The sequence below is a fragment of the Paludibaculum fermentans genome, assembly GCF_051172195.1.
Lineage (GTDB): Bacteria > Acidobacteriota > Terriglobia > Bryobacterales > Bryobacteraceae > Paludibaculum > Paludibaculum fermentans_A.
In genome coordinates, this window is record NZ_JBPJAQ010000001.1 from 3,964,751 (window position 1) to 3,985,835 (window position 21,085).

The window sequence follows — 21,085 nt, forward strand, 5'->3', positions numbered from 1 at the left end:
CTACTGTTCCAGCAGCTTCTGCACAGTGCCCTCGAGTTTCGACGCTTCCCGGAAGCCCTTGAACTTCATTCGCACAAAGCCTTCCCGATCAATCAGATAGGTATAGGGGCGATCGGTGGGCAGGACTTCGGTCTGGCCGCGCTCCATATGTCCGGGCATGACGCTCATGCGCTGCAGCGAGGCGAACGTGCGGATGCCCACGGCGTCGGCCGGGGTGACGGCGACGCTCATCATGCCTTCGCGGCCGAAGCGGGTGGCGAGATCGTTGAGTACGCCGATCTGGGACAGGCACTCAGTGCAATCCGGCGACCAGATCGTGACGGCCAGGACGCGCCCACGGAATTGCGAGAGCGAACGGGTGACCGGCTCACCCGGCACCTGAAAGCTGATATCGATGGGTTCCTTCGCGTTCAGGAACATCAGGCTCTGGGGGTTCATGAGGGCCCAGATGAGCCCAAGCACCACGATGGAAGGGATGATAATCGCGGCCGCCCAGAATCTGGGGGAAATAGGTTGCGGTTCGAGCTGGTTCACCAGGGCGTCCTTTACTGCAGCCGCGCCTTGAGCCGTTCCTGATCCACGAGTTCGTCGAACACAGCCAGAACCTGCCGCCGGAAGTGATAGACCCGCTTAATGTTTTCGCGGAACTCGCCGTCGTAGTGCGGGTGGGATAGCCACTTCTCAAAGGTGGATTTCGGGATTTCGATATCGCGGCGCAATTGTTCGGGCGAGTGACCGCGCAGAAAGAGGCCATAGAACATCGCGGCTTCGCGCTGGACGGCGAGCGGATCGAGGTCCTCGTACCACTGGAGCACCGGAGGTTGGAGCGGCGCACTTTCCACGGCTGGTTTCATCCCTCTCCAAGAAAACCCGAGTATAAACGGGGTGCGCCTCTGTGAGCAAGAGCGCCGTAAAGCTGAGGCAGACTCTAATTGGATGCAAAGTTTCCGCCGATAGTTTCCTGGGATCCTATATGCGCGTTTCCACGATCGTCATTGGCGCCGGCAGTCTGCTGGCTTTGCTGGTCTGCTGTGTCCCGGTGGAGGCAGCCGATGTGCCCAAGGCACCGGCGGCCCAATCCAAGGCTCCGGCGTTGCCGGTAATACCCTCCGCAACCGCGGCGAAACCGGCCGCTGCCGCGGCCAAGACGCCCGCAACCGCCGCTGCTCCGGTGAAGGCTGCGGTAGCCGCTCCGAAACCGTCCGCGCCGGTGGTGAAGCCTCAACCAGCCGTTCCCGTCACTCCGGTGGCGAAGGTTGCGGATTTGAACCTCTGGCAGTATGTGCACCCGTCCACGAACATGCTGGCCGGGCTCGACTGGCAAAAGGCGAAATCTTCGGCCACGGGCCGGATGTTCGCGCGGCAGTTCGCCGCACAGGCGGGCAAGCTGCAGGGTGCTGGACAGGCGATGGCGCTGCTGGATAGCGTGGACCGGATTCTGATCTCGACCAATGGCCAGTTAGCCTCCGAGTCCGGCCAGCCTCCTGTCGTCGTGGCGCTGGAAGGGCACATCGACCGGGCGCAAATGAAGAAGATGATGCCCCCTGGAACCGCACTGGAGCGCTTCAAGGGAGCGGACCTGCTGGTTCCCCCGGCCAGCAAGGAACCTGAGATGCTGGCGGCGCTGGTGAACGACCGGCTAGTGCTGATCGGCGACCGCGACTCGCTGGGCCGTGTACTGGAAGCCGGGTCCGGGACGCGGAATGTGGAACTTCTGGAGCGCGCGACCGCCCTGTCGGCGCAGTGCGAACTCTGGCTGGTGTCAGCCGTGTCGCCCTCGGTGGCCGCAGGCGGATCGATGCCTGGGATGAAGCAGTGGGACGATGTGGAGTCGATGGACTTTGGCATCGCTCTCCAAAAAGGCTTGGGGATCCGCGCGAACCTGGTCACCAAGAGTGAAGAATCGGCCAAGGGGCTGGCGACAATGACCCAGCTGATCGCCTCGATGGCCAGCCAGCAGTCGAAAGACTCGCCGGAACTGGCGAGCATTGCGCGCAACATGATGGTGAAGACCGATGGAATGAAGGTCCAGATTCAACTGGACGTCCCACTGGCACAGTTGGAACGCGGCATGGTTCAGATGCGCGCATCAGCGGCGACGACCGGCAAGCGGACGCTGGAATCGTTCCTGGGCATGCAGCCCAGCGGCCAGCTGCCGCCCGGCCTGCGTTCCGCCGTCAAGGGCCTGCCCGAGAGCGCAGCCATGACGCCGGTGGTGATGTCGGCTCCGCCGGTGCCGTTGGTGCCCCAGAAGCGGACCATCCGGATCAGCGGCATGGAAGACGGCCCGAAGGAGATCACGTACATGACCGGCGGGACGAAGAATTAGTCCAACTCCGGCCGTGGTTCGGGCAATCCAACCTCTACTCCAGGCCGTTAAAAATTGCTAATATGCGGGCATGGTCAGAGGCGGATATTCTTCGTTATTAGCGGGGATCGTCCTGCTGTCAAGCAACGCGGCGATTTCACCGGTCTGGGCCCAGGAGGCGGGGTCCGAGCCGGTATTCAAGGTCTCAGTCGTCTCCAAGAACACCAAAGCAATCAATTACAAAGTCCTTGGCGGGGCGACACGGGTGGACCTGACGGGCACCGCGATTATGCCTGGCGCTTCGGGCAAAGCGAAGGTCGAGAGCAAGCAGAGCCGCATCGATATCGATGCGAATGTCGAGAATCTGGACTCGCCCTCGAAATTCGGCTCCGAGTATCTCACCTACGTTCTGTGGTCGGTTTCCCCGGAAGGCCGGGCCACGAACCTGGGTGAAGTCCTGCTCGATAAGGGCAAGGGCAAACTTTCTGTTTCCACTGACTTGCAGGTATTTGCACTGATCGTGACAGCGGAGCCGTACTTTGCAGTGCGGCAACCCAGCGACCTTATCGTGCTGGAGAACGAGCTGCGCAAGGACACCAAGGGCCAGGTGTTCATCGTCGACACCAAATACGAGTTACTGCAGAAAGGGCAGTATTCGCGGCTGCCGAACCCTCTGGCGTTGACGGTGGATACGAAGACTTACCCATTGGAGCTGTATGAGGCGCGGAATGCCCTGTTCATCGCCCAGGAGTTTGGGGCGGACAAGTATGCGGCGGACGTCTATTCGAAGGCGAAGGGCGCGCTGCAGATGGCGGACAATGCCGTGCAGCGGAAGCTGACGAGGGGAGACATCGCGACCTCGGCTCGGCAGGCCGTGCAATTTGCGGAAGACGCCCGGGAGTTGGCGATCAAGCGCCAGCAGGACGAGGCGCTGGCGAACGAGCGGTCGGCTGCGGCGAAGCGGGAGTCGGATGCGAAGGCTCGGGCCGACGAGCAGCAGCGGCAGCGGATGCAGGCTGAGGCAGACCGCCAGGCGGAAGAGGCTCGGCGGGCGTTGGCTGACAAACAGCGGATTGAGGCTGAGCTAGCGGCCACGAAGGAAGCGGCGCGACGGGCTGAGGCCGAAGCGGCCCGGTTGGCGGCGGAGGCTGCCCAGCGGCAGTCCGACGAAAATCGTGCCAAGGCGGAACAAGCCAGGGCGGCAGCAGAGGCCGCGCAGGCGCAGGCCCAGGCGGCCCAGGCAGCGGCGCTGGCTGAGCAGGAAAAAGCTCAGAAGGCAGCCGAGCAGGCGGAGCGAGAGAAGGCCGAATTGCGCGCGAAGCTGCTGCAGCAGTTCAACCAGATTCTCGAAACCAAGGACTCCGAGCGGGGCCTGGTGGTGAACCTGGGTGACGTCTTGTTCGATACGGGGAAGTACACGATCCGGCCGCTGGCGCGCGAGAAACTGGCGCGGCTTTCGGGTATCGTACTGGCTTACCCGGGCCTGAAGCTGGAGTCGGAAGGCCATACCGACAACGTCGGCGGCGAGCAGTTCAACCAGAAGCTGTCGGAGCAGCGGGCGCAGACGGTACGCGATTACCTGGTCTCCCAGGGCGTGCCAGATGCGAACGTCACCTCGACGGGCAAGGGGTTCAGCATGCCGGTGGCTTCGAACGATTCGGCTGCGGGCCGCCAGAAGAACCGGCGGGTGGAGATCATCGTTTCGGGCGAAGTGATTGGAACTAAGATCGGCAGCAGGTAAGCTGGGTTCTTGCCGTTCCAACGTGATGAGTTAGTCGAGTACATCCGGCGGGCAGCCCGTCCGGAAGACAAATATGGCCATCAACCGCGGCTCTACAGCCTCGCCTGCGAGGTGGGCCGCGGTTTGGCTTTTGATGACGATGTCGTCTATGCGGCGGCCTGGCTGCATGACCTCGGAGTGTTCGTCGGGCACCGGCCCGAAGACCCGGCTTTGCTCGCACATTGGGATCATGTGGCGTATACGGTGGACCGTGTGCCTGGGATCCTCATTAGGGCGGGCTTTGAGGCGACCAAGATTCCGGCGGTGCTGGAAGTCATCCGGACGCACCAGCCGTTCGATGAGCCGGTGACCGTGGAAGCGACCATCGTCCGTGATGCCGATATTCTTGAGCAGTTGGGTTCGATTGGTATTCTGCGGGCTGTGGCAAAAGTCGGGCGGGATACCCGCTACCCGACGTTCACCAGCGTGCGGGCCGTGCTGGAGAAGGCGATGAAGACACTGCCTTCGCAGCTCCGGCTGGAGTCGTCGAAGCGCCTGGCCGAGGGCAAAGTCCGGACGCTTCAGGTTTTCCTGGAGTCCCTGGCTATCGAGGACCAAGGCTCGTTGTATTGACCGGCGCCGCGGTTGTTTCCGCGATTACCGTCGGCGGCGTTAGCAAGCCGTAGTCCAGGATGTCGTAGGCTTTGCCGGCTGGCTGGTGTTCGGGGAAGTCGGCCCAGGCGGCGGGCCAGGCACGCATGCGGGGCTTCACCGGATTGTGGAACGGCCCGAAGGTGTTGCGCGGCGTCGAGACGACCTTCAATGCCACGGTATGTTTGCCGGGGGTTGCCGGGATCGAGGCGGAGTAGGGCGGCCAGCCCAGCACTGCAGCCGATTTGCCGTCGAGCAGGATCTCAACCAGCGACCCCTGCCACTCCTTCAATTCAACTCGCAAGGCATTGCTGCCGGCCGGCACCTCTGCCGCAGCCGTGTAGACGACTGAGCCGGAATAGAACGGGTAGCCCTGGCCGGCCCAGGCTCCCATTTCCAGTGCCTTGGGTGGAGCGATCTGGAAGCCCTGCCTGACGGGAACGGCGGCGAACTGGCCGGTGATGTAGATGTTCTCCAGTTCCATGTGGACGTCGAAGGGCTTGGCCGTGATCTGGACGAAATTGACGCCGGGCTGGACCAGGGCGGAGATGGAAGCGGACAGCAGGTGCGGGTCGAGCCAGCGTTGAGCTGCCTGGAAGTCCACTGGCCTGCCATTCAAGGTGATGCGATAGAGTTCCGGGGTTTCGATAGCGAGCCGCAGGGACGCCGTGTCGACCTCCGTGCCGACCTCAAAGCGGAAGGTGGCCTGGAAGCCCGACTTGGCATCGAAGTGGTTGCGGTCGAGCACGGAACGTTTGTACTGGACAGCATTGTCCCAGGCCGGACGTTCGAAGCCGTGATGCTGCCAGATGAGCCAGTTGGCGCGCCAGGTGTTGATGTTCTGCCAGGATTCGGCTCCCACTTTCAGGTCGCAGTAGTCGAGGGCGAGGACGTTGGCGGAATCGGCCCTGGCTTGCCACTTCGGCTTGGGGATGGGGGTACGTGTCGCGGCCACTGTTTCGACCGGCTTGGCGGCAGAGGCGCGAGCGATGAGAAGCAGGGAAGCCGCCGGAGCGAGGTCGACCGGGAAGGTGGCCTTGCCGGCGGCGGGCGTCCACTGGGCAGTCGCGATGCGGCCGCTGGTGGTGTCCCAGGATTCCAGGGAGGCGGCCTCGACGGTAGCGGAGGTCTTTACGGCGGACAGGCCGCTGTTGGTGAGGAAGAGGACGCGGTCGCCATTCGGCAGGAACCGTTCGGAGAAGCCGATGGAGGCGGGGACGGCGCTGGCGAACGTGATGCGCGGGGCGAGGCGGCGCTGGAGTTCCGCGAGCAGGGCGGGGTTCGATGCGACGTCATGCCACTGAGCCTGGTAGCGGGTTTTGAGCGCCTGGGGTGCGGTGCTGGGGCGGCCGTCGACGAAGGCGGGTGCGGGAGACAGGGCCAGGATTTCGCCTCCGGCGGCGAGCCACTGCTCCAAGACGGGCAAGGTCTGTTTGCGGAGGTTGGTAAGGTCGGGCGGCAGGATGAGCAGGTCGTAGGAAGCCTGGCCGACGGTGAGCTTGCGGTTGGCGACCTTGGCGAACCACTCGAGCATGTACTCGTCGCCGAGGTCGTAGTCGACCATGTGCCCGGCGAGGTACTGGTTGAGGGCCGCGTTGTTCTCGCGCACGCGAGTGAGTTCGGGCGTGGCGGCGCCGCGGCGGGCGTAGAGGAAGCCGCTGGTGGTTTGTTGGAGGATGAGCGCGCGGTTGTGCGGCGTGGTGAGGCTGTTCAGATACGACACGCGGGCGAGGTGATCGTTGTGGGTGCGGTAGTAAGGGAACCAGGCGGAGACGTCGCTGAAGCTTTGCGGGTGGTCGCGTTTGCGGGCTCCGCGGACGGTGGTGAAGCTGAGGTGCTGGTCCATGAAGTTGATGCCGTGGACCATGAGCCAGTCGCCGAAGCGCTTGTAGTGCTCGAAGGTGCTGTCCCAACCGGCGACCCCGTAGGCCTCGCAGAAGGCGCGGCGGCCGAGCTGATGCGACACGCTGGCCACCTGTTTGATGGTGAACAGCATGTGCGGATCCTCACCGGTGAGGCGCAGGTTGGTGCCTTCCAGCATGTCGATGCCGGGCACGTGTTCAAAGGCGTAGAGCGAGGCGTCGGCGGGCGTGATCCAGGGTGCGGGCCACTCGTGCTCCATCCAGTGTCCGGTGAACTGCAGGTTGTTGCGGTCGCACCAGTCGAACATGGGCGCCATGAAGTTCTCTTTCCAGAGGTCGTGGAGGGTCTGCCAGTAGTCGAAGCGGACCTTCTGGAATTCGCCGGTGTCCCAGTAGAGGGAGGCGATGTGATCGGCGAGGTCGTAGCCATTGCGGAGGCGGAACTGGGCAAGCGTGTTGAAACTGAGGGGCAGGGCGTTGCGGGCGTTGTCGTAGGCGCCGCCGGTGGCGAGCAGGGGTTCGTCGGTGAAGGCCCATTTGACGCTCCTGCCGAACTCGGTTCCGATTTCGCGCTTATAGGCCTCGTAGGTGGTCTTGAGGAAGAGCGGCGTGGTGCGCGGATTGGTGAGATCGACGTAGGGGAACTCGCCGGTCCAGGGGTTGCCGGAGGCTCGGCGGAGGCGGAAGGCGACAACGGATTCGCCGGTTTCGACGTCCTGTTTCGTGGAGACGCGGCGGGCGGAGGAGATGGCTCCGGCGGCGTCTTTCCGGACGGCAAAGAAGGCGACGACGAGCGGATTGGAGGAGACGACGGAAGCGGGCTGGTCGACTTCAGCGACGACGAATTGCGAGGCGGTGTCGGGCGCTTCGGCGGGGACGTGGCCGCCGGCGAAGCCCGAGGGGTAAGAGTTCTCATCGTAGATGTTGACGAGCAGGCCGAGGCGTTTGCCTTCGTCCAGGGCGACGCGCCAGAGGCGGAACCAGTCGGTGCCGAGGTACTCGGTGATGAGGCCGGGCCGAGGGTGGATGAAGACTCCGCCAAAGCCCTGTTTTTTGTAGTCGGCCAGCATCTGGCGGATGCGGGGCTCGGTCATCTCGTCGTTCCAGACCCAGAGGGGCATGGGCCGGAAGTCGGCGGGCGGGTCGGCGAAGTGCTGGCGGAGCTCCTGCAAAGTGGCGGGCGGACGTGGCGGCAGAGCCTTGGGATGCAGGGTGGGTTGCTGGGCCTGGGCGAACGCGGCCAGGAGTGGGAGAGCGGTAAGGAGATAGCGCATGACGGCCTCGGCGTTTCGATGCTATCAATATTCGGAGTAGATTGAGTAGAGTATGCGGATCCTAATCTCTTTTGTATTGGCGGCCGGATTGTGGGCGCAGGGGCAACGGACGGCGTTCGAGCCCGGGGCGGTGTGGCCGGACACGGAGGGCAAGCCGATTCAGGCTCACGGCGGCGGGATCCTGCTGCACCAGGGCGTCTACTACTGGTATGGGGAAGACAAGACGCTGGGCAACTTCAACCGCACGGGCGTGGCGGTGTATTCCTCAAAGGATCTGCTGAATTGGAAGCGGGCGGGGTTGGCGTTGCCGAAGGATGGGGTGCCGGAACTGTTCCGCGAGTCGGGTGTGTGCGAGCGGCCGAAGGTGCTGTACAACAAGCGGACGAAGAAGTTCGTGATGTGGATGCATCTGGACGATAAGCCGTATGCGGTGGCCAGCGCCGGTGTGGCCGTGTCGGATACGGCAGTGGGTCCGTTTCGGTTCGAGGGCTATTCGCGGCCGGTGAAGTTCGACTTCGGGTATCCGGAGAAGGACCGTGCGAACCAGAAGGAGTTGGGTGGGACGTACCGGGATATGAACCTGTTCCTGGATGACGACGGGCGCGCGTATGCGTTCTATTCATCGGAGGATAACTGGACGATGTACGTGGTGCGGCTGAACGCGGAATTCACGGGTCCGGAGCTGCCGGTGGTGCAGGGCAAGACCTGGCAGCGGATTATGGTGAAGGATCAGCGCGAGGGTCCGGCGCCGTTCAAGTACAAGGGCAAATACTACCTGTTCAGCTCGGCGTGTACGGGATGGAAGCCGAACCGGGCGTCGTATGCGGTGGCGGAGAACATCCTGGGTCCGTGGACGGTGAAGGGGGATCCGAGTGTGGGTCCGGAGGCTGAGACGACGTTCCGGTCGCAGAGCACGTATGTGCTGCCGGCTCCGGGCAAGCGCAAGGACGCTTTCATCTTTATGGCGGACCGGTGGAATCCGGAGAAGCTGCAGGACTCGCGCTATGTGTGGCTGCCGTTTGTGGTGCAGCCGGACGACAAGATCGAGTTGAAGTGGGCGGACCGGTGGGACTGGTCGGTCTTCCAGAAGTGAGGCGGAGCCGCGCTGAGTGGCGGCTCCGCGCAGCGCCGGTTACTGTTTTTCGAGAATCAGCTTGTTGTCCATCTCGCCCATGTCGCTGGCAAAGTGCCGGTTGACGGTGAGGGTTTTGCCGTCCTCAGCGAGCTTCCAGCGGTCGACCATGGTGAAGTCGTTGTCGCCGAATTTGCCTTTGCTGGTGATGACCAGGACGTCGCCATCCCATTTGACCGCGCTCTTCATGGGGGTGCCGCGCATGTCGTGGGTGTACTCTTTGCCGTCGGTGGTGTAATCGCGCTCGAACTCCATGTCGCCCATGTCGCTGGACTGTTTCATGGCGATTTTGATCTTGGGTTCGTCGTGCGTGACGGTTTGGGTCATGCTGCTGGGGGCCGGAAACTGGCCGAAGTCGCTCTTGGAGGTATTGAGTTTCCAGGAGCCGGTGAAGTTGGGTGCGGCGGCGGCGCAGGCGGTGGTTAAGAACGCCAGGACGATGCCGGTAAGAAGTGTACGTGTGCGCATGCAAGTTCCTCGTTTGCGGACGCGGCTATGGCCCGACGGACGGTTCGGGCTGAAGATAGCGTATTGATATTGGAGGCTGGGGTCAAACTATCGAAGGTGGGTCGGACGTCCATGGCTGAATGGGTTTGCTCCGCCACGGAGGAAGGATTGAGCTGATGGTGGCCTCGACTTCGCGGTTGCGGATGACCCGGTGGGAGAACTGGCGAATGGGTTTGTTCACTCACGGAGGAAGGATTGGGCTGCCGGGAGGGCCGACTTCGGGGTTGCGGATGACCCGGTGGGAGAACTGGCGAATGGGTTTGTTCACTCACGGAGGAAGGATTGGGCTGCCGGGAGGGCCGACTTCGGGGTTGCGGATGATCCTGCGGGAGACCTGGTGAATGGGTTTGTTCACTCACGGAGGAAGGATTGGGCTGCCGGGAGGGCCGGCACCGGGGTTGCGGATGACTCGGTGGGAGACCTGGTGAATGGGTTTGTTCACTCACGGAGGAAGGCCTGGGTTGCCGGGAGGGCCGGCATCGCAGTCGAGGATGACCCGGTGGGAGACCTTGTGAATGGGTTTGTTCAGCCAAGGATGAGGGATTGAGCTGTCGGGAAGGCCGACTTCGCGGTTGCGGCCGGCGCTGTGGTGGGCGTTCGAAATGGGTTTGTTCAGCCAAATCGACGCGTTTATCTCTAGAAGTTGATGCCAACTTACGGACTGTCGCTGACAGCTTTGAGTCAACAACCGCTTCCTGGATAGTTCGAAAATCAGGAGAGATGTGGGCGCTGAAGTAGGTGCTCAAAGACTACGAGCGCCCCGGTCTTAGGGTAGGGCGGTTTTTTTGTCAAAGATCCAATTTTCGCCAGAGGCGGTAAGCCGCCTCACGAAGGTCTGGCGGAATTCAGTTTCCCGCCACGCGTAAAAGGATCGCACGCGCTCGCAAGGGTTTTCGGATGTTGAGTACTGAAGGACTTGAAAAGAAAATAGATATATTGCGTGGTGCCCATGTGACCGCCGTTTGTTCGCCTGGGGGTTTTCGCCCTGATCAGGCGCTATTCCAGGCCGGCGTTTGAATTGGCGCGTGGTGAGGGTCCTTTGCTGGTTGCGCGAATCCGTCGGGCTGTAAAGCAATGGACGCCGGGATGTCCAGTCCGTCCCCCGGCTCGACGGAAGGCCTTCGGCCACGGTCCGAAGGGACAGTCGGATCCGTCCCGGCGGGGTTTTCTGTCTGCTGATTGCGGACTGCTTTGTCCTTCTTGTGGGAGATGGCGCACCTCTGGCCAGTTTTTGACGGGCTGGCTTTGCCGGTCTGCGCACAGTGGGTGTCAAAGAGAGGGAAAGGATCGGAGATCAGGCTGCTCTGGCCGTGTTTTTGGGTGATTACGCCCGGCCGGAGACGTGATTTTGACGTTTTTCAGCGGGACGGGTCAGGAGCCTGTCGGAAATAGATTGCGCCCCGCCGTCGATTCGCTGAAGCCTCATTGGTCTTGGCTACATCCAAGTTATATCCCCCAATGAAGAGATTTCGGCCTTGTGATCTGGATCAGCCCTTTCTCCTTCCCCCTTCCCTGCAGGACTGGCTCCCCGAGGGCCACCTGGCTCGCTTCGTCGCGAACGTCGTCGATGCCCTGGATCTGAGCCCCATCCTCGACACCCATGCCCGCAAGGATGGCCGCGGCAAGGCCGCCTATCATCCGGTTCTGTTGGTTCGACTCCTGGTCTACGGCTATGCCGTAGGCAAGCGAAGCTCTCGTCAGTTGGAACGCGCCACCTTTGACGAGGTGCCCTTCCGCTACCTCGCCGCTGACCAGCATCCAGATCACGACACTATCTCCACGTTTCGGCAGGTCCACCTACAGGAACTCGCGAAATTGTTTCTGCAGGTTCTCGCTCTCTGCCGGAAAGCAGGGATGGTGCAACTGGGCCAGATCGCCATTGATGGCAGCAAGGTCGCGGCTAACGCGAGCCAACGGAAGTCGCACAGTTACGCGAAACTGAGCGAGCGTGAGCAGCAGTGGCTGGAGACTGTGGACCGGCTCCTCAAAGAGGCACAGGCGAAGGACGAACAGGAAGACCGCGAGTTTGGGCCGGGCCGGCGAGGCGATGAGTTGCCGGAGGAACTGGCAACAGCGCAACAGCAGTTGGCTCGGATTCGCGCTGCGAAGAAGGAACTGGAAGAGGAAGCCCGGCGACGTGCCGAACAGGCCGCGAAGGAGAAGGCAGCGCAGGGTGGCAAGGCGAAGGACCAATCACAGCGTAAGCGCTGGTACCGATCAGCCAAGGGCGTGCCGTCGCAGAAGGCGCTAGGCAATCTGACGGACCCGCAGTCGCGCGTGATGATTGATGGGGCTAGCAACCGCTATATCCAGGGCTACAACGCGCAAATTGCGGTGGATCAGAAGCAGCAAGTGATCGTGGCAGCGGAAGTGACCAGCCAACAAAACGACCGGCAACAACTGGCTCCGATGGTGGATGCGATGGAGGTCAATGTCCAAGCGAAGTGCGGGTTGATCGTGGCCGACAACGGCTACTGGAATGAAAGGGTCATTGGAGAATTGGGTGAGCGCGGCGTGGACGTGATGGTGCCGCCGGATGGATTCGCGACGTGGCGGCGGACCGGGACGTTGCCGCGCAACGGAGCCAGGGGACCGCTGGCGACCAAGATGAGGGATCGGCTGACGAGCGAACCTGACGCGACGCAGTACAAGAAGCGAAGTGGGATTGTGGAGCCGCTGTTCGGGCTCATCAAGGAGCTAAGACATTACCGCCGATTTCTGTTTCGAGGGCTGGAAAAGGTGAGAGCGGAATGGCAAATGATCTGCATGGCGATGAACGTGTGGAAGCTGCACCGCCACCAACCGCAAGTGGTGCTTGCATGAGGCTGAGATAAGGCCCGAATTCTTGAAAACACCGGCCTAATTTAGCGCTCAATCGCATCCGGAGGCGCAATTGGATCGGTTGTCGGAGGGAACGATCGCCGGGAGGCGCTCCGGCCGCCGCCTGGGTCGGGTTTCGCGGTGGATTTCATTCCGACAGGCTCTCAGGCTGTCCACCGGCCGAGAATGAATTCTGGGATGCCGACCCCGTGGACGTTAGGGGAAGGCTACACGCCGGCAGTCGATAGCGCGAGACCTCCGGTGATCCCACGTAGTCGTAGACCCCAGGCACGCTGAGAAACTGCATGCACGAGAACCGGGAGACCTCGTCGCTGGCTGCACGGAAACGGAGCAGTCCGGCCGGTGAAGGCGGCAGCCGCAAGACCGGCATGAATGGCGATGAGGAGTCGGATTGCGCCGTAGTATCGATGAACCCCTCGAACAAAGCAACGGAGCAACAGGCCGAAGCCGCGGAGAGGGAGGAGAAAAGGGCGCGAACCAAGGAGAACACTGACCCGACCCACACACCACCGGCACAGGACGGGAGAGGGGTGTCACAGGGTTTGGCCGGTGTGCGCAAAGTAGCGAAGGAAAGGAAGCAGGAGCAGTTCACCACGCTGCTGCACCATCTGACGCATGATCTGCTACGGACGAGTTTTTACGCGTTAAAGAAGAACGCGGCGCCGGGAGTGGACGGAGTCACGTGGCAGCAGTACGAGGAAGGGCTGGAAGGTCGGCTTGCCGATCTGAAAGACCGGATTCACCGGGGAGCGTACCGGGCGCAGCCTTCAAGACGGATCTACATACCGAAGGCGGACGGGCGGAAACGCCCGATCGGAATTGCGGCGCTGGAGGACAAGATTGTTCAACAGTCCGTGGTGACCATCCTCAATGAAATATACGAGGTGGACTTTGGGGGATTCAGCTATGGGTTTCGGCCCGGGCGGAGTCCGCACCAGGCGCTGGATGCCTTGAGTGTGGGCATCCGCCGGAAGAAGGTGAACTGGGTTCTGGATGCGGACATTCGCGGGTTCTTCGACCAAATGAGCCACGAATGGACGATCAAATTCATCCAACACCGAGTCGCCGATACGCGCATTCTACGCCTGATCCAAAAATGGTTGAAGGCTGGGGTGAGCGAGGACGGCGAGTGGTCGGAAACGAAGGTAGGCACTCCGCAAGGGGCGGTGATCTCGCCGCTGCTGGCGAACGTGTACCTGCACTACGTGTTCGATCTGTGGGTGGAGGCATGGCGCAAGAAGGAGGCGGAAGGCGACGTTGTCGTTGTCCGCTACGCGGACGATCTTGTGGTGGGGTTTCAGAGTCGGGAGGAAGCCGAGCGATTTCTGGAGGACTTCCAGACAAGGCTGGCCAAATTCGGGCTGGAATTGCACCCGGAAAAGACGCGACTGATCGAGTTTGGCAGATTCGCTCAGAACAACCGGCAGCAGCGCGGTGAAGGCGAACCGGAGAGCTTCACGTTTCTGGGGTTCACGCACCAGTGCGGGAGCAACAGTCTCGGGCGATTCACTATCTGGCGGCGCACGGCGAGGAAACGCTTGGAGGCAAAGCTGCAGCAAGTTAAGCAGACGCTTCGCGAGCGGATGCACGAGCCGGTGCCGAAAGTGGGGGAGTGGCTCGGGCGTGTGCTCAACGGTTTCTACCAATACCATGCAGTGCCGGGCAACTGGGCGAGCCTGGACCGATTCCGCGAGCGCATCGGACGTTATTGGTGGCGCGTATTAAAACGGCGCAGCCAGAAAGCCCGAGTGAGCGCGGCGCGGGCAACTCGACTCTTCGAGCGCTGGCTGCCGCGCCCCCGGCTACTGCATCCACATCCAGCAGTGCGCTTTGACGCCAGATATCCAAGGTAGGAGCCGTATGCGTGAGCAGCGCCAGTACGGATCTGTGCGGGGGGCGACCAGCGATGGCCGTCCCTACCGCGACCCCATCCTTTGTAACAGAGGGCACATACCTTAAGGTTTTCGTCAAATCGACCGGACGGCCGGGATTGGCGCCTCCGGGGGCAAGACTACGATCAGCGATAAATCGCACCGAACCGAATCCGGCCTGCTTGGGCTGCTCCAATACCTTCCGCTAGCCATTATGATGACGGTCGCCAATCCTCGGGCATCCGCTCCCCAAGCTCTACATTCTCGCCGGCCCGCCTACGCTTCACAAAATGATCAATTTCGTCTGTCGAGTTCTCGGCCGCATCAGCAACACCCGGGGCCGAAGTGTCTAGGCGCAGCTTTGCCAGGATCGGCTCTACGATATCGAGATCAACCTCTCCGTGAAACGCAGCAAGCAAACCAAAGCCAGAAGCTACTGTCCAGAGAACCTGCGGGTCATCATGTGCCGCGAAGCGAACTAGTTGTTTCTCCGCCCATTTCCAGTCTGGATCCCAGTAAGCGGCGCTGAGAAGAGCAGCCGCCATATCCTTTGCAGTACCACTAGAGAGAGTCTGCAAAATTTCATCTCTACTCTTTCGACGCACGGGAGCATAGTTGATGTTGTGCATTGATTTGCGCTCAGTGGCTCTCCTCCGGTACGATCTTTCCCCTTTGCGTCGCCAGTCCCGCCTTCTGAAGGGCAGCCCTTTGTTCATCTCGCAACCCTCCCCAACTCGTCTGGTACGCGTGGCTTTGACCATTCGAGTCGGTTCTATACACTACGAACTTGCCAGTGGACCTGTCAATCGCTACGCTGTTCCCTGGCTTTACCTCGATAGCGCCGGATGTCGGGACGTCCTGGCGTGTCCTCCTCGCATTTTGAGCCAGGGATTCAGGATGGCTGGTTCCTGTAACTTGTCGACTTCAGGCGCACCTACAGTTTTGAGCCCCTTGTGACCGTCATGCTTCGGCCCTCGGGCCCTCAAACTCCAACTGAGGGCGCCATCTGGTGCTCGCCCTATTGCGGAGATCCTAATGCTGACGGTGGAAATAGGCCATGGCAATAGCTATCCGCCAATCCGCACTGCCGAAAATCGATGCTTTCTGGGCAAACTAGGGAGTGACAGACCAGGACGTCCCCCATCCTGCAGGACGTCCCCCATCCTGATCGGGCGCGATCCCAGGCCGGCGTGCAATGGGTGTCGGGACGTCCCTATGTGTTCTCCTCTCATTTGAGCGAGGGATTCAAGATGGCTGACTCCTAAAACTCGTCGACTTCCGGCGCGCCTAAGTCCTTTTGAGCCCCTTGACCGTCATGCTTGGGCACTTGGGCCCTCAAACTCCAACTGAGGGCGCCTTCTGGTGCTCGCCCTATTGCGGAGATCCTTGGGCTCACGGGGGAAATAGTCCATGGGGACATCTACCCGCCAATCCGCGCTGCCGAGAATCGATGCATTCTGGCCACAATGCGGAGTGACAGGGCGGGACACCCCCGGCCACGGTACTCAGGCAGGCGAAACCGGCGATACCGGGTGCGAGCGCCATCACTTGTCCTTTTTCAGCAGTGTTCCCAGGGCGCTCCGCGCGATTTCATCTGCTTGCGCCTTACCCCGAGAGGGATGATGCGAAACGTCGAGCCACACTTGCAGGATATCGGCGCAAGGTACTCCGTCCTGCATGACAGCGGCGCGGAACACCGCCTGCGGGTTCGCGGGAATGCCAATGAATGCGTCTGGACTGTGTTCGGCACCCTCGACCGAAAGCCCGAGTCTGTGCAATACCCCCAGATCGAGCCGCTCCATGTAGATGTGTGGCGGCACGCCATGCACGAAGCCGAATCCTTGCGCGTCGGCCGCGGCGAAGAGGCCCAAACACATTCTGGGCTGGTGCCGACGCTCAGCGGCCGAGCCGACGACGGACGCAACGCCCGCGGAGTAGGACTTGAGCAACGCAGCGACCGCAGCCCGATCTCGTTTCACCAACCACCGGACTGGAAACTCCTGGATCGGCTCGCGCCAGGCTGACCAGCGGCTCAGCAGTTCGGGCACCCGCACCAACTCCAACGATTCCTCGTCCGGATCAACAAGGCCGTCATTTGCCAACTGGCGCACCAGACGGAAGGCGCTCATCACGGAAACCCCGGCAGCCCTCGCCAACTCGGTAGGATTTCTGTAGCGTCCTCTGGGCGCCGATAAGAGATGATGCGGTATCGACTCCGCCAGCAGAACCTTCAGCATCCACTGATTGAGATCTGAGAATAGGTGTGGCAAGCGCTTTCCGGCAAGCTGCCGGTGTGCGCGATTCTGCTTGGACGAGGGGTGTGCATTCAGGACCTCCAGTCCGTGCCCCCAGAACGCCCTCAACCCTCCTGCATCCACGAGACCGACCACCATCTGGGGCGCGACTCGGTCAGCGTAGCTTTGCACGGCATCGACGACAGCCGGAGGAATGTGTTGGGCTCCGACGATGGCGATAGGAACGACTGCCTCAGGAAACTGTCTGGCGAATGCCTGGGCTTCCAGGATGGCTTGCGAGAGCAGCGGTATGACCCGATCGCGACGTCCCTCCGAGGATCGCTTTATTTCCACGATGAACTTGCTGCCTCCACCTTCGACGATGAGGTCAGGCTGTGGTGCGTCGCCGGGCCGAGGACGATGGACGCGCCAGGATGGACGACGAAAAGCGTCGGCCACTAGTCGGTGGATCTCCTGTTCCTCTGCAGCCATGATGCCCTCGTACTCTCATGGCCATGATGGTTCACATGGCCACGTGATTTCACATGGCCATGATAGTTGTTTGTGGCCGCTCGTGTCAAATGGAAGGGTTTCGGCCACGGCTGGAAGGCAGGGACAGTCGGCCCCGTCCCGCCGGGGTTTTCCGTCTGCTGATTGCAGACTGCTTCGTACTTCTTGTGGGATATGGCGCATCTCTGGACCCTGTTTGAAGAGTTGGCGTTGCCGGTCTGCGCGCGGTGGGTGTCGAAGCGAGGGAAAGGATCGGAGATCAGGCCGCGCTAGCTACGTTTTTGGGCGATTACGCCCAGTCGGCAGCCGGATTTTGACGTTTTTCGCTGGGACGGGGCAGGCTGTCCACCGGCCCGGCCACCCCGGCCAAACATATCCCACGAAATCGCTGTCTCACCTGTTCGCTCCCGCCGCTGGCGGATTGCCCCGTTGATCGCCGACAACAATCGGCAGTCCCACCCTCCTTGTTATTTCCTCTCTGAGTGAGGTAAACGCACTCAGACTCATGGCTCGGTATACGGCAGATGCAGAACTCGCGCCAGTCCCGTCAACTGTAATATGTTGGGCTGGATTCGAACTAATCTCAAATGCATACTGATCAGAGTTATGGCCTGCGCACATTTCGATTCGCCAACGAAAGAGAATGCCAGGATAGTAAGCGCGGACACGCTCAGGTAGACCTCGCTCTTTAGTGTTATAGTAGAGGGCATCGCTCGGAAGCACCGTATAATCCACCGCAAGCCACATTGGGGGGAGCTGATCGGGACTTAGATGGAAGTCCAAGACCCCGTTCGGAATTACACTGCTGAAGGTTGTTATAAGCTCAGCTCCTATGGCGCTCTCTCTTGCGCGCATGTTCTGATCTGAGAATGCATCTCCTAAGTCTAGTATATGGTCAACATTGAATTTCTGCCCGATGCTCTGCTCAAGATTGGAAGGGAGTTGATTCTCTCCCTTGAAATATATCCCTACATCATACTGTCCGGTGCGATGAGCAAAGCTGAGCATCGCGATAATCAATGCCCTTGCGTTTGAGTCTTGGGCGAGTCGAGTATTTGAACGAGAGAACCGGGCAGCAGTCTGAGCGTATATCTGATCGAGTCGATCTTGGGCGTTTGAGGAGTATCGACCATTCGGTCTCTTCTTGAGATACCCGCGCATGGATTGCGCCGAATCAAAAGCTCTGGCGCTTGTCCATTGTCTAGTGTCTATGTAGTAGTCTTGTAGTCGTAGGCCGGGCCATATGACACACGCAGATATTACAGAGGACGCTAATGCTAGCCAGAGAGATCTGCGCATTTTGGAGCGACGAAAGTGCTTAGGTCCACTCTTGCTCTTGGTGTCCAAAACTAGGCTGAGAATGTGGTCCTCATGAAAGTATGAATCGTTTCCCTTTTGCGCCTCTGCATGTGCGCGAGCAATCGCCGAGCTGTATAGCTGTTGCAGATCCATGAAATGGCGGTGATTATAAATGCGAATGCGATGGGATATCTCGGAAAATTTAAATGTGGCGTCAGTGTAGTCAAATAACCCCGCGTAGTCGCCATCTTTTCTAGACATTGACTCGACGGACCAGATCGGCCAAGCCCAAATGGTATTGCCGCATGCTACTAGGATTGATCGAGGAGTGACATACAAGCCTGGTTTCATAGGCCCCTTCAAGATGAAGGTTAGTTGGATCACAGCTCGCAGTAGATGATACAACCCAATAAATAGAAAGGTAATAATCAGCACCCAAGTGCCATCGTAGTCTCCTTCCGTAATCCAGAAGGCAGTCGCTGCGAGGGCGCAGACGCCCGTTGCAAAGCGAAAAGCAAGGCTTCCTGGAGCAATTGATGGATAGAACCAAGCCGGTTCTGGATTGACGTTCTTTTGGAGCCTATCGAGATAGATTTGTACAGTTGGTGATAACGTCTTCCAATTCAACGCAGCACCGTGATATGTCTTGGCTGCGTGGCGCTCCTCGTGAGGTGATGCTGCATTTCCATCGGACGCTCCACCCGCAGAAGAATATGTGCTCTTGCTGGCCGTACCAGGAGATGAGCGTTCACTCGATGAACTGGGGTGCCGATCCCGTGACCTTGGCGTGCCTGCGGAATTTCGCTCATTTTCCTCTCGATTGGCTGAAGGACATGCCTCAACAAGAGCCTGGTACGCACTATTCAGATCTCGAAGCAACTCATTGGCCATTTCCCATTCAGCGGACTGTGCAGTTCTGTCGAACCGGTCAGGATGGCAGACGCGAACGAGGAGTCGGTACTTCTCTCTGATCTCTTCTCGGGTTGCATCGCGGTGAATGCCCAAGACCTCGAATGGATCGCGTTTGGACGATGGCATTTACAACTCCGTGCAATAGTCTAATGGAATTTGTAGTCTATCGCAGGACCTGGCGTGGTGGAGAGGACGCAAGTCGGGAAGTTCCCCAGCTTTCTTAGGGTGCATTACGCGCTGACCGTCCCATCTCGATTGGCAGCGATATACTTCGAACTGTAGCCGTGCGCTCAATAAATCGGAACGCCCCTCAGCCTGAGAGCCTGTCGGAAAATGGGTTGCGCCGCACCGACGATTCGCTGAAGCCCCGCAGCGCATGGCGGTATCCGAGGCGTATTCCTGATGAAGTGATTTAGGCCTTGTGATCTGGCCCAGCCCTCTCTCGTGCCTCCTTCCTTGCGGGGCTGGCTCCCCGAGGGCCACAGGCGGTAAAGATGAGGGATCGGCAGACGAGCGAACCTGACGCGACGCAGCACAAGAAGCGAAGCGGGATAGTGCAGCCGGTGTTCGGGCTAATCAAGGAGCTAAGACATTACCGTCGCTTTCTGTTTCGAGGTGCGAAAAGGTGAGGGCCCAGAGACAAATGAGTTGCTCGACGATGAACGTGTGGAAGCTGCACCGCCACGCAAGTGGTGGTCACGTGAGGTTGAAATGAGGATCCGATTCCCGACAACTGCGGCGTAATTTGGCGCACCAGCGATCCAGGGAGCGCCGTGGCTTTGGTTGTCGTCGATATTGACCGCCGAGAAGAGCTCGACCGCCGGCTAGGCCGGGTCTCGCGTTGACTTTCATTCAGACATGCTCTCAGGCTACCCACCGGCCATCCACCTGCCAAGCAGGAGCAATCGTGTTGCGAGCTGGAGAGGAACTTCGACGGGGATTACCATGGAGGCATGCTCTGGCTGCGCGGAGTGATTCTGGCAATTGTGGGGTTGGCGGTTTCGGCTGAGACCTTTGAGGTGCGCGGGCAACTGGTGCCGGCGGTGCGGGCTTCGGTTTCGCTGCATGGCGCGACTTCGCCGTTCCAGGCTTCCACTCTGAGCGATTCCTCGGGTCAGTTCAAATTCACTAGAATCGAGGCCGGTTCGTATTCGCTGATTATCTTTGTGCCTGGGAGTGGAGAGACTCGCAAGACGATCGATATTGGGCCCAGGGTCGCGGGCAAGGGGCGGCGGGTGGAACTGGCTGTGCGGCTCGATGAGGCGAAGATGACTCCGGACCGCAGTGCGGTGGTGTCGATGCGGGAGTTGTCGATTCCCGATTCTGCGCGAGCGGAATATGTGGCCGCCGACAGGAGACTGGGCCAGCGCGACGTGGATGGCGCGATTGCGCACCTGAAGAGGGCGGTGGAGATCGCTCCGCAATTTGCCTCCGCCTGGAACCACCTGGGCACGATTGCCTATCAGACGCGGAGGTACGACGAAGCGGAGGGCTATTTCCGGAAGTCGCTGGAGGCCGATCCGCAGGCGTACGAGCCGCTGGTGAACCTCGGTGGAGTGCTGGTGACGCTGGGGCGCATGACCGAGGCGTGGAGTTTCAACCTGAATGCGGTGCTGCGGCGGCCGAACGACGCGCTGGCTCAGTCACAGATGGGGATGACGTACTTCGGGCTAGGCAAGCTGGAACTGGCGGAGCGGTATCTGCTGGAGGCCCGGCGGCTGGATGGCGGACACTTCTCGCATCCGCAGTTGCTGCTGGCCGAGATCTACCTGCGGCGCGATGAGAAGCAGAAGGCGGCGGAGCAGTTGGAGGATTTCCTGCGGCATCACCCGGATTGGCCGCAGGGCGAGGAGATGAAGCGGGGGATCTCGCGGCTGCGGGGGAGTCCGGGGGCGTGAGCGGGGTTCAGCCTCCAGCCTTCGGCTGTTTGCTGAACAGCTATCAGCTTTCAGCTATCAGCTGTC

Annotated in this window: 14 protein-coding genes; 7 read left to right on the top strand and 7 right to left on the bottom strand. The window is 60.6% G+C overall.

The window, feature by feature from the left end; translation table 11 throughout:
* Entirely contained in the window at positions 1–534 is a 534-nt protein-coding gene (locus tag ACR9Y2_RS16090) for a TlpA family protein disulfide reductase (protein WP_435042427.1), read from the bottom strand.
* Positions 535–545: 11 nt separating this feature from the next.
* Positions 546–854, bottom strand: coding sequence for a hypothetical protein (locus tag ACR9Y2_RS16095; protein WP_194452304.1), 309 nt, complete (start codon positions 852–854; stop codon positions 546–548).
* Between the two features lie 119 nt (positions 855–973).
* Here ACR9Y2_RS16095 and ACR9Y2_RS16100 point away from each other — a divergent pair, with 119 nt between their 5' ends.
* From ACR9Y2_RS16100 to ACR9Y2_RS16110, 3 genes are all read left to right on the top strand, one after another.
* Positions 974–2,329: a hypothetical protein gene (locus ACR9Y2_RS16100; RefSeq protein WP_435042428.1), complete on the top strand. Its 1,356-nt coding sequence runs from the start codon at positions 974–976 to the stop codon at positions 2,327–2,329.
* A 70-nt stretch (positions 2,330–2,399) separates the two neighbouring features.
* Positions 2,400–4,049 (top strand): OmpA family protein, encoded by a 1,650-nt coding sequence (locus ACR9Y2_RS16105; RefSeq protein ID WP_435042430.1) that lies wholly within the window; start codon positions 2,400–2,402, stop codon positions 4,047–4,049.
* A 9-nt stretch (positions 4,050–4,058) separates the two neighbouring features.
* Positions 4,059–4,661, top strand: a complete 603-nt coding sequence (locus tag ACR9Y2_RS16110) for an HD domain-containing protein (RefSeq protein WP_435042431.1) — start codon at positions 4,059–4,061, stop codon at positions 4,659–4,661.
* Here the strand turns inward: ACR9Y2_RS16110 and ACR9Y2_RS16115 are convergent.
* Positions 4,633–7,815 (bottom strand): glycosyl hydrolase, encoded by a 3,183-nt coding sequence (locus ACR9Y2_RS16115; RefSeq protein ID WP_435042433.1) that lies wholly within the window; start codon positions 7,813–7,815, stop codon positions 4,633–4,635. The genes ACR9Y2_RS16110 and ACR9Y2_RS16115 overlap by 29 nt on opposite strands.
* Positions 7,816–7,867: 52 nt before the next feature.
* Between ACR9Y2_RS16115 and ACR9Y2_RS16120 the strand changes: the two genes are divergently transcribed.
* Positions 7,868–8,908 carry a glycoside hydrolase family 43 protein gene (locus ACR9Y2_RS16120; protein WP_435042435.1) on the top strand — a complete coding sequence of 347 codons (1,041 nt, stop codon included), beginning with the start codon at positions 7,868–7,870 and terminating at the stop codon, positions 8,906–8,908.
* A 39-nt stretch (positions 8,909–8,947) separates the two neighbouring features.
* On the opposite strand, the gene ACR9Y2_RS16125 is transcribed toward ACR9Y2_RS16120, so the two are convergent.
* Positions 8,948–9,415, bottom strand: coding sequence for a hypothetical protein (locus ACR9Y2_RS16125; protein ID WP_435042437.1), 468 nt, complete (start codon positions 9,413–9,415; stop codon positions 8,948–8,950).
* Positions 9,416–10,912: 1,497 nt separating this feature from the next.
* On the opposite strand from ACR9Y2_RS16125, the gene ACR9Y2_RS16130 reads away from it, so the two are divergent.
* Together ACR9Y2_RS16130 and ltrA are read left to right on the top strand one after the other, a co-directional pair.
* Positions 10,913–12,277 (top strand): IS1182 family transposase, encoded by a 1,365-nt coding sequence (locus ACR9Y2_RS16130; protein ID WP_435042438.1) that lies wholly within the window; start codon positions 10,913–10,915, stop codon positions 12,275–12,277.
* A 386-nt stretch (positions 12,278–12,663) separates the two neighbouring features.
* Positions 12,664–14,148, top strand: a complete 1,485-nt coding sequence (ltrA, locus tag ACR9Y2_RS16135; protein ID WP_435044871.1) for a group II intron reverse transcriptase/maturase — start codon at positions 12,664–12,666, stop codon at positions 14,146–14,148.
* A 230-nt stretch (positions 14,149–14,378) separates the two neighbouring features.
* Here the strand turns inward: ltrA and ACR9Y2_RS16140 are convergent, their stop codons facing one another.
* From ACR9Y2_RS16140 to ACR9Y2_RS16150, 3 genes are all read right to left on the bottom strand, one after another.
* Positions 14,379–14,795 carry a hypothetical protein gene (locus tag ACR9Y2_RS16140; protein WP_435042439.1) on the bottom strand — a complete coding sequence of 139 codons (417 nt, stop codon included), beginning with the start codon at positions 14,793–14,795 and terminating at the stop codon, positions 14,379–14,381.
* 915 nt (positions 14,796–15,710) lie between these two features.
* Positions 15,711–16,892 (bottom strand): hypothetical protein, encoded by a 1,182-nt coding sequence (locus tag ACR9Y2_RS16145; protein ID WP_435042440.1) that lies wholly within the window; start codon positions 16,890–16,892, stop codon positions 15,711–15,713.
* A gap of 411 nt (positions 16,893–17,303) precedes the next feature.
* Positions 17,304–19,247 carry a J domain-containing protein gene (locus ACR9Y2_RS16150; protein WP_435042441.1) on the bottom strand — a complete coding sequence of 648 codons (1,944 nt, stop codon included), beginning with the start codon at positions 19,245–19,247 and terminating at the stop codon, positions 17,304–17,306.
* Positions 19,248–20,074: 827 nt separating this feature from the next.
* Between ACR9Y2_RS16150 and ACR9Y2_RS16155 the strand changes: the two genes are divergently transcribed.
* The gene (locus tag ACR9Y2_RS16155) at positions 20,075–21,019 is read left to right on the top strand and encodes a tetratricopeptide repeat protein (protein WP_435042442.1); all 945 of its coding nucleotides are present in this window, start codon (positions 20,075–20,077) and stop codon (positions 21,017–21,019) included.
* Positions 21,020–21,085 lie beyond the last annotated feature (66 nt).

Excerpts from the sequence above, each read along its gene's own strand:
- ACR9Y2_RS16105 (WP_435042430.1), top strand. The coding sequence starts at position 2,400 with ATGGTCAGAGGCGGATATTCTTCGTTATTAGCGGGGATCGTCCTGCTG.
- ACR9Y2_RS16100 (WP_435042428.1), top strand. The coding sequence starts at position 974 with ATGCGCGTTTCCACGATCGTCATTGGCGCCGGCAGTCTGCTGGCTTTG.
- ACR9Y2_RS16140 (WP_435042439.1), bottom strand. The coding sequence starts at position 14,795 with ATGCACAACATCAACTATGCTCCCGTGCGTCGAAAGAGTAGAGATGAA.
- ACR9Y2_RS16115 (WP_435042433.1), bottom strand. The coding sequence starts at position 7,815 with ATGCGCTATCTCCTTACCGCTCTCCCACTCCTGGCCGCGTTCGCCCAG.
- ltrA (WP_435044871.1), top strand. The coding sequence starts at position 12,664 with ATGAATGGCGATGAGGAGTCGGATTGCGCCGTAGTATCGATGAACCCC.
- ACR9Y2_RS16130 (WP_435042438.1), top strand. The coding sequence starts at position 10,913 with ATGAAGAGATTTCGGCCTTGTGATCTGGATCAGCCCTTTCTCCTTCCC.
- ACR9Y2_RS16095 (WP_194452304.1), bottom strand. The coding sequence starts at position 854 with ATGAAACCAGCCGTGGAAAGTGCGCCGCTCCAACCTCCGGTGCTCCAG.
- ACR9Y2_RS16150 (WP_435042441.1), bottom strand. The coding sequence starts at position 19,247 with ATGCCATCGTCCAAACGCGATCCATTCGAGGTCTTGGGCATTCACCGC.
- ACR9Y2_RS16145 (WP_435042440.1), bottom strand. The coding sequence starts at position 16,892 with ATGGCTGCAGAGGAACAGGAGATCCACCGACTAGTGGCCGACGCTTTT.
- ACR9Y2_RS16155 (WP_435042442.1), top strand. The coding sequence starts at position 20,075 with ATGCTCTGGCTGCGCGGAGTGATTCTGGCAATTGTGGGGTTGGCGGTT.
- ACR9Y2_RS16120 (WP_435042435.1), top strand. The coding sequence starts at position 7,868 with ATGCGGATCCTAATCTCTTTTGTATTGGCGGCCGGATTGTGGGCGCAG.
- ACR9Y2_RS16125 (WP_435042437.1), bottom strand. The coding sequence starts at position 9,415 with ATGCGCACACGTACACTTCTTACCGGCATCGTCCTGGCGTTCTTAACC.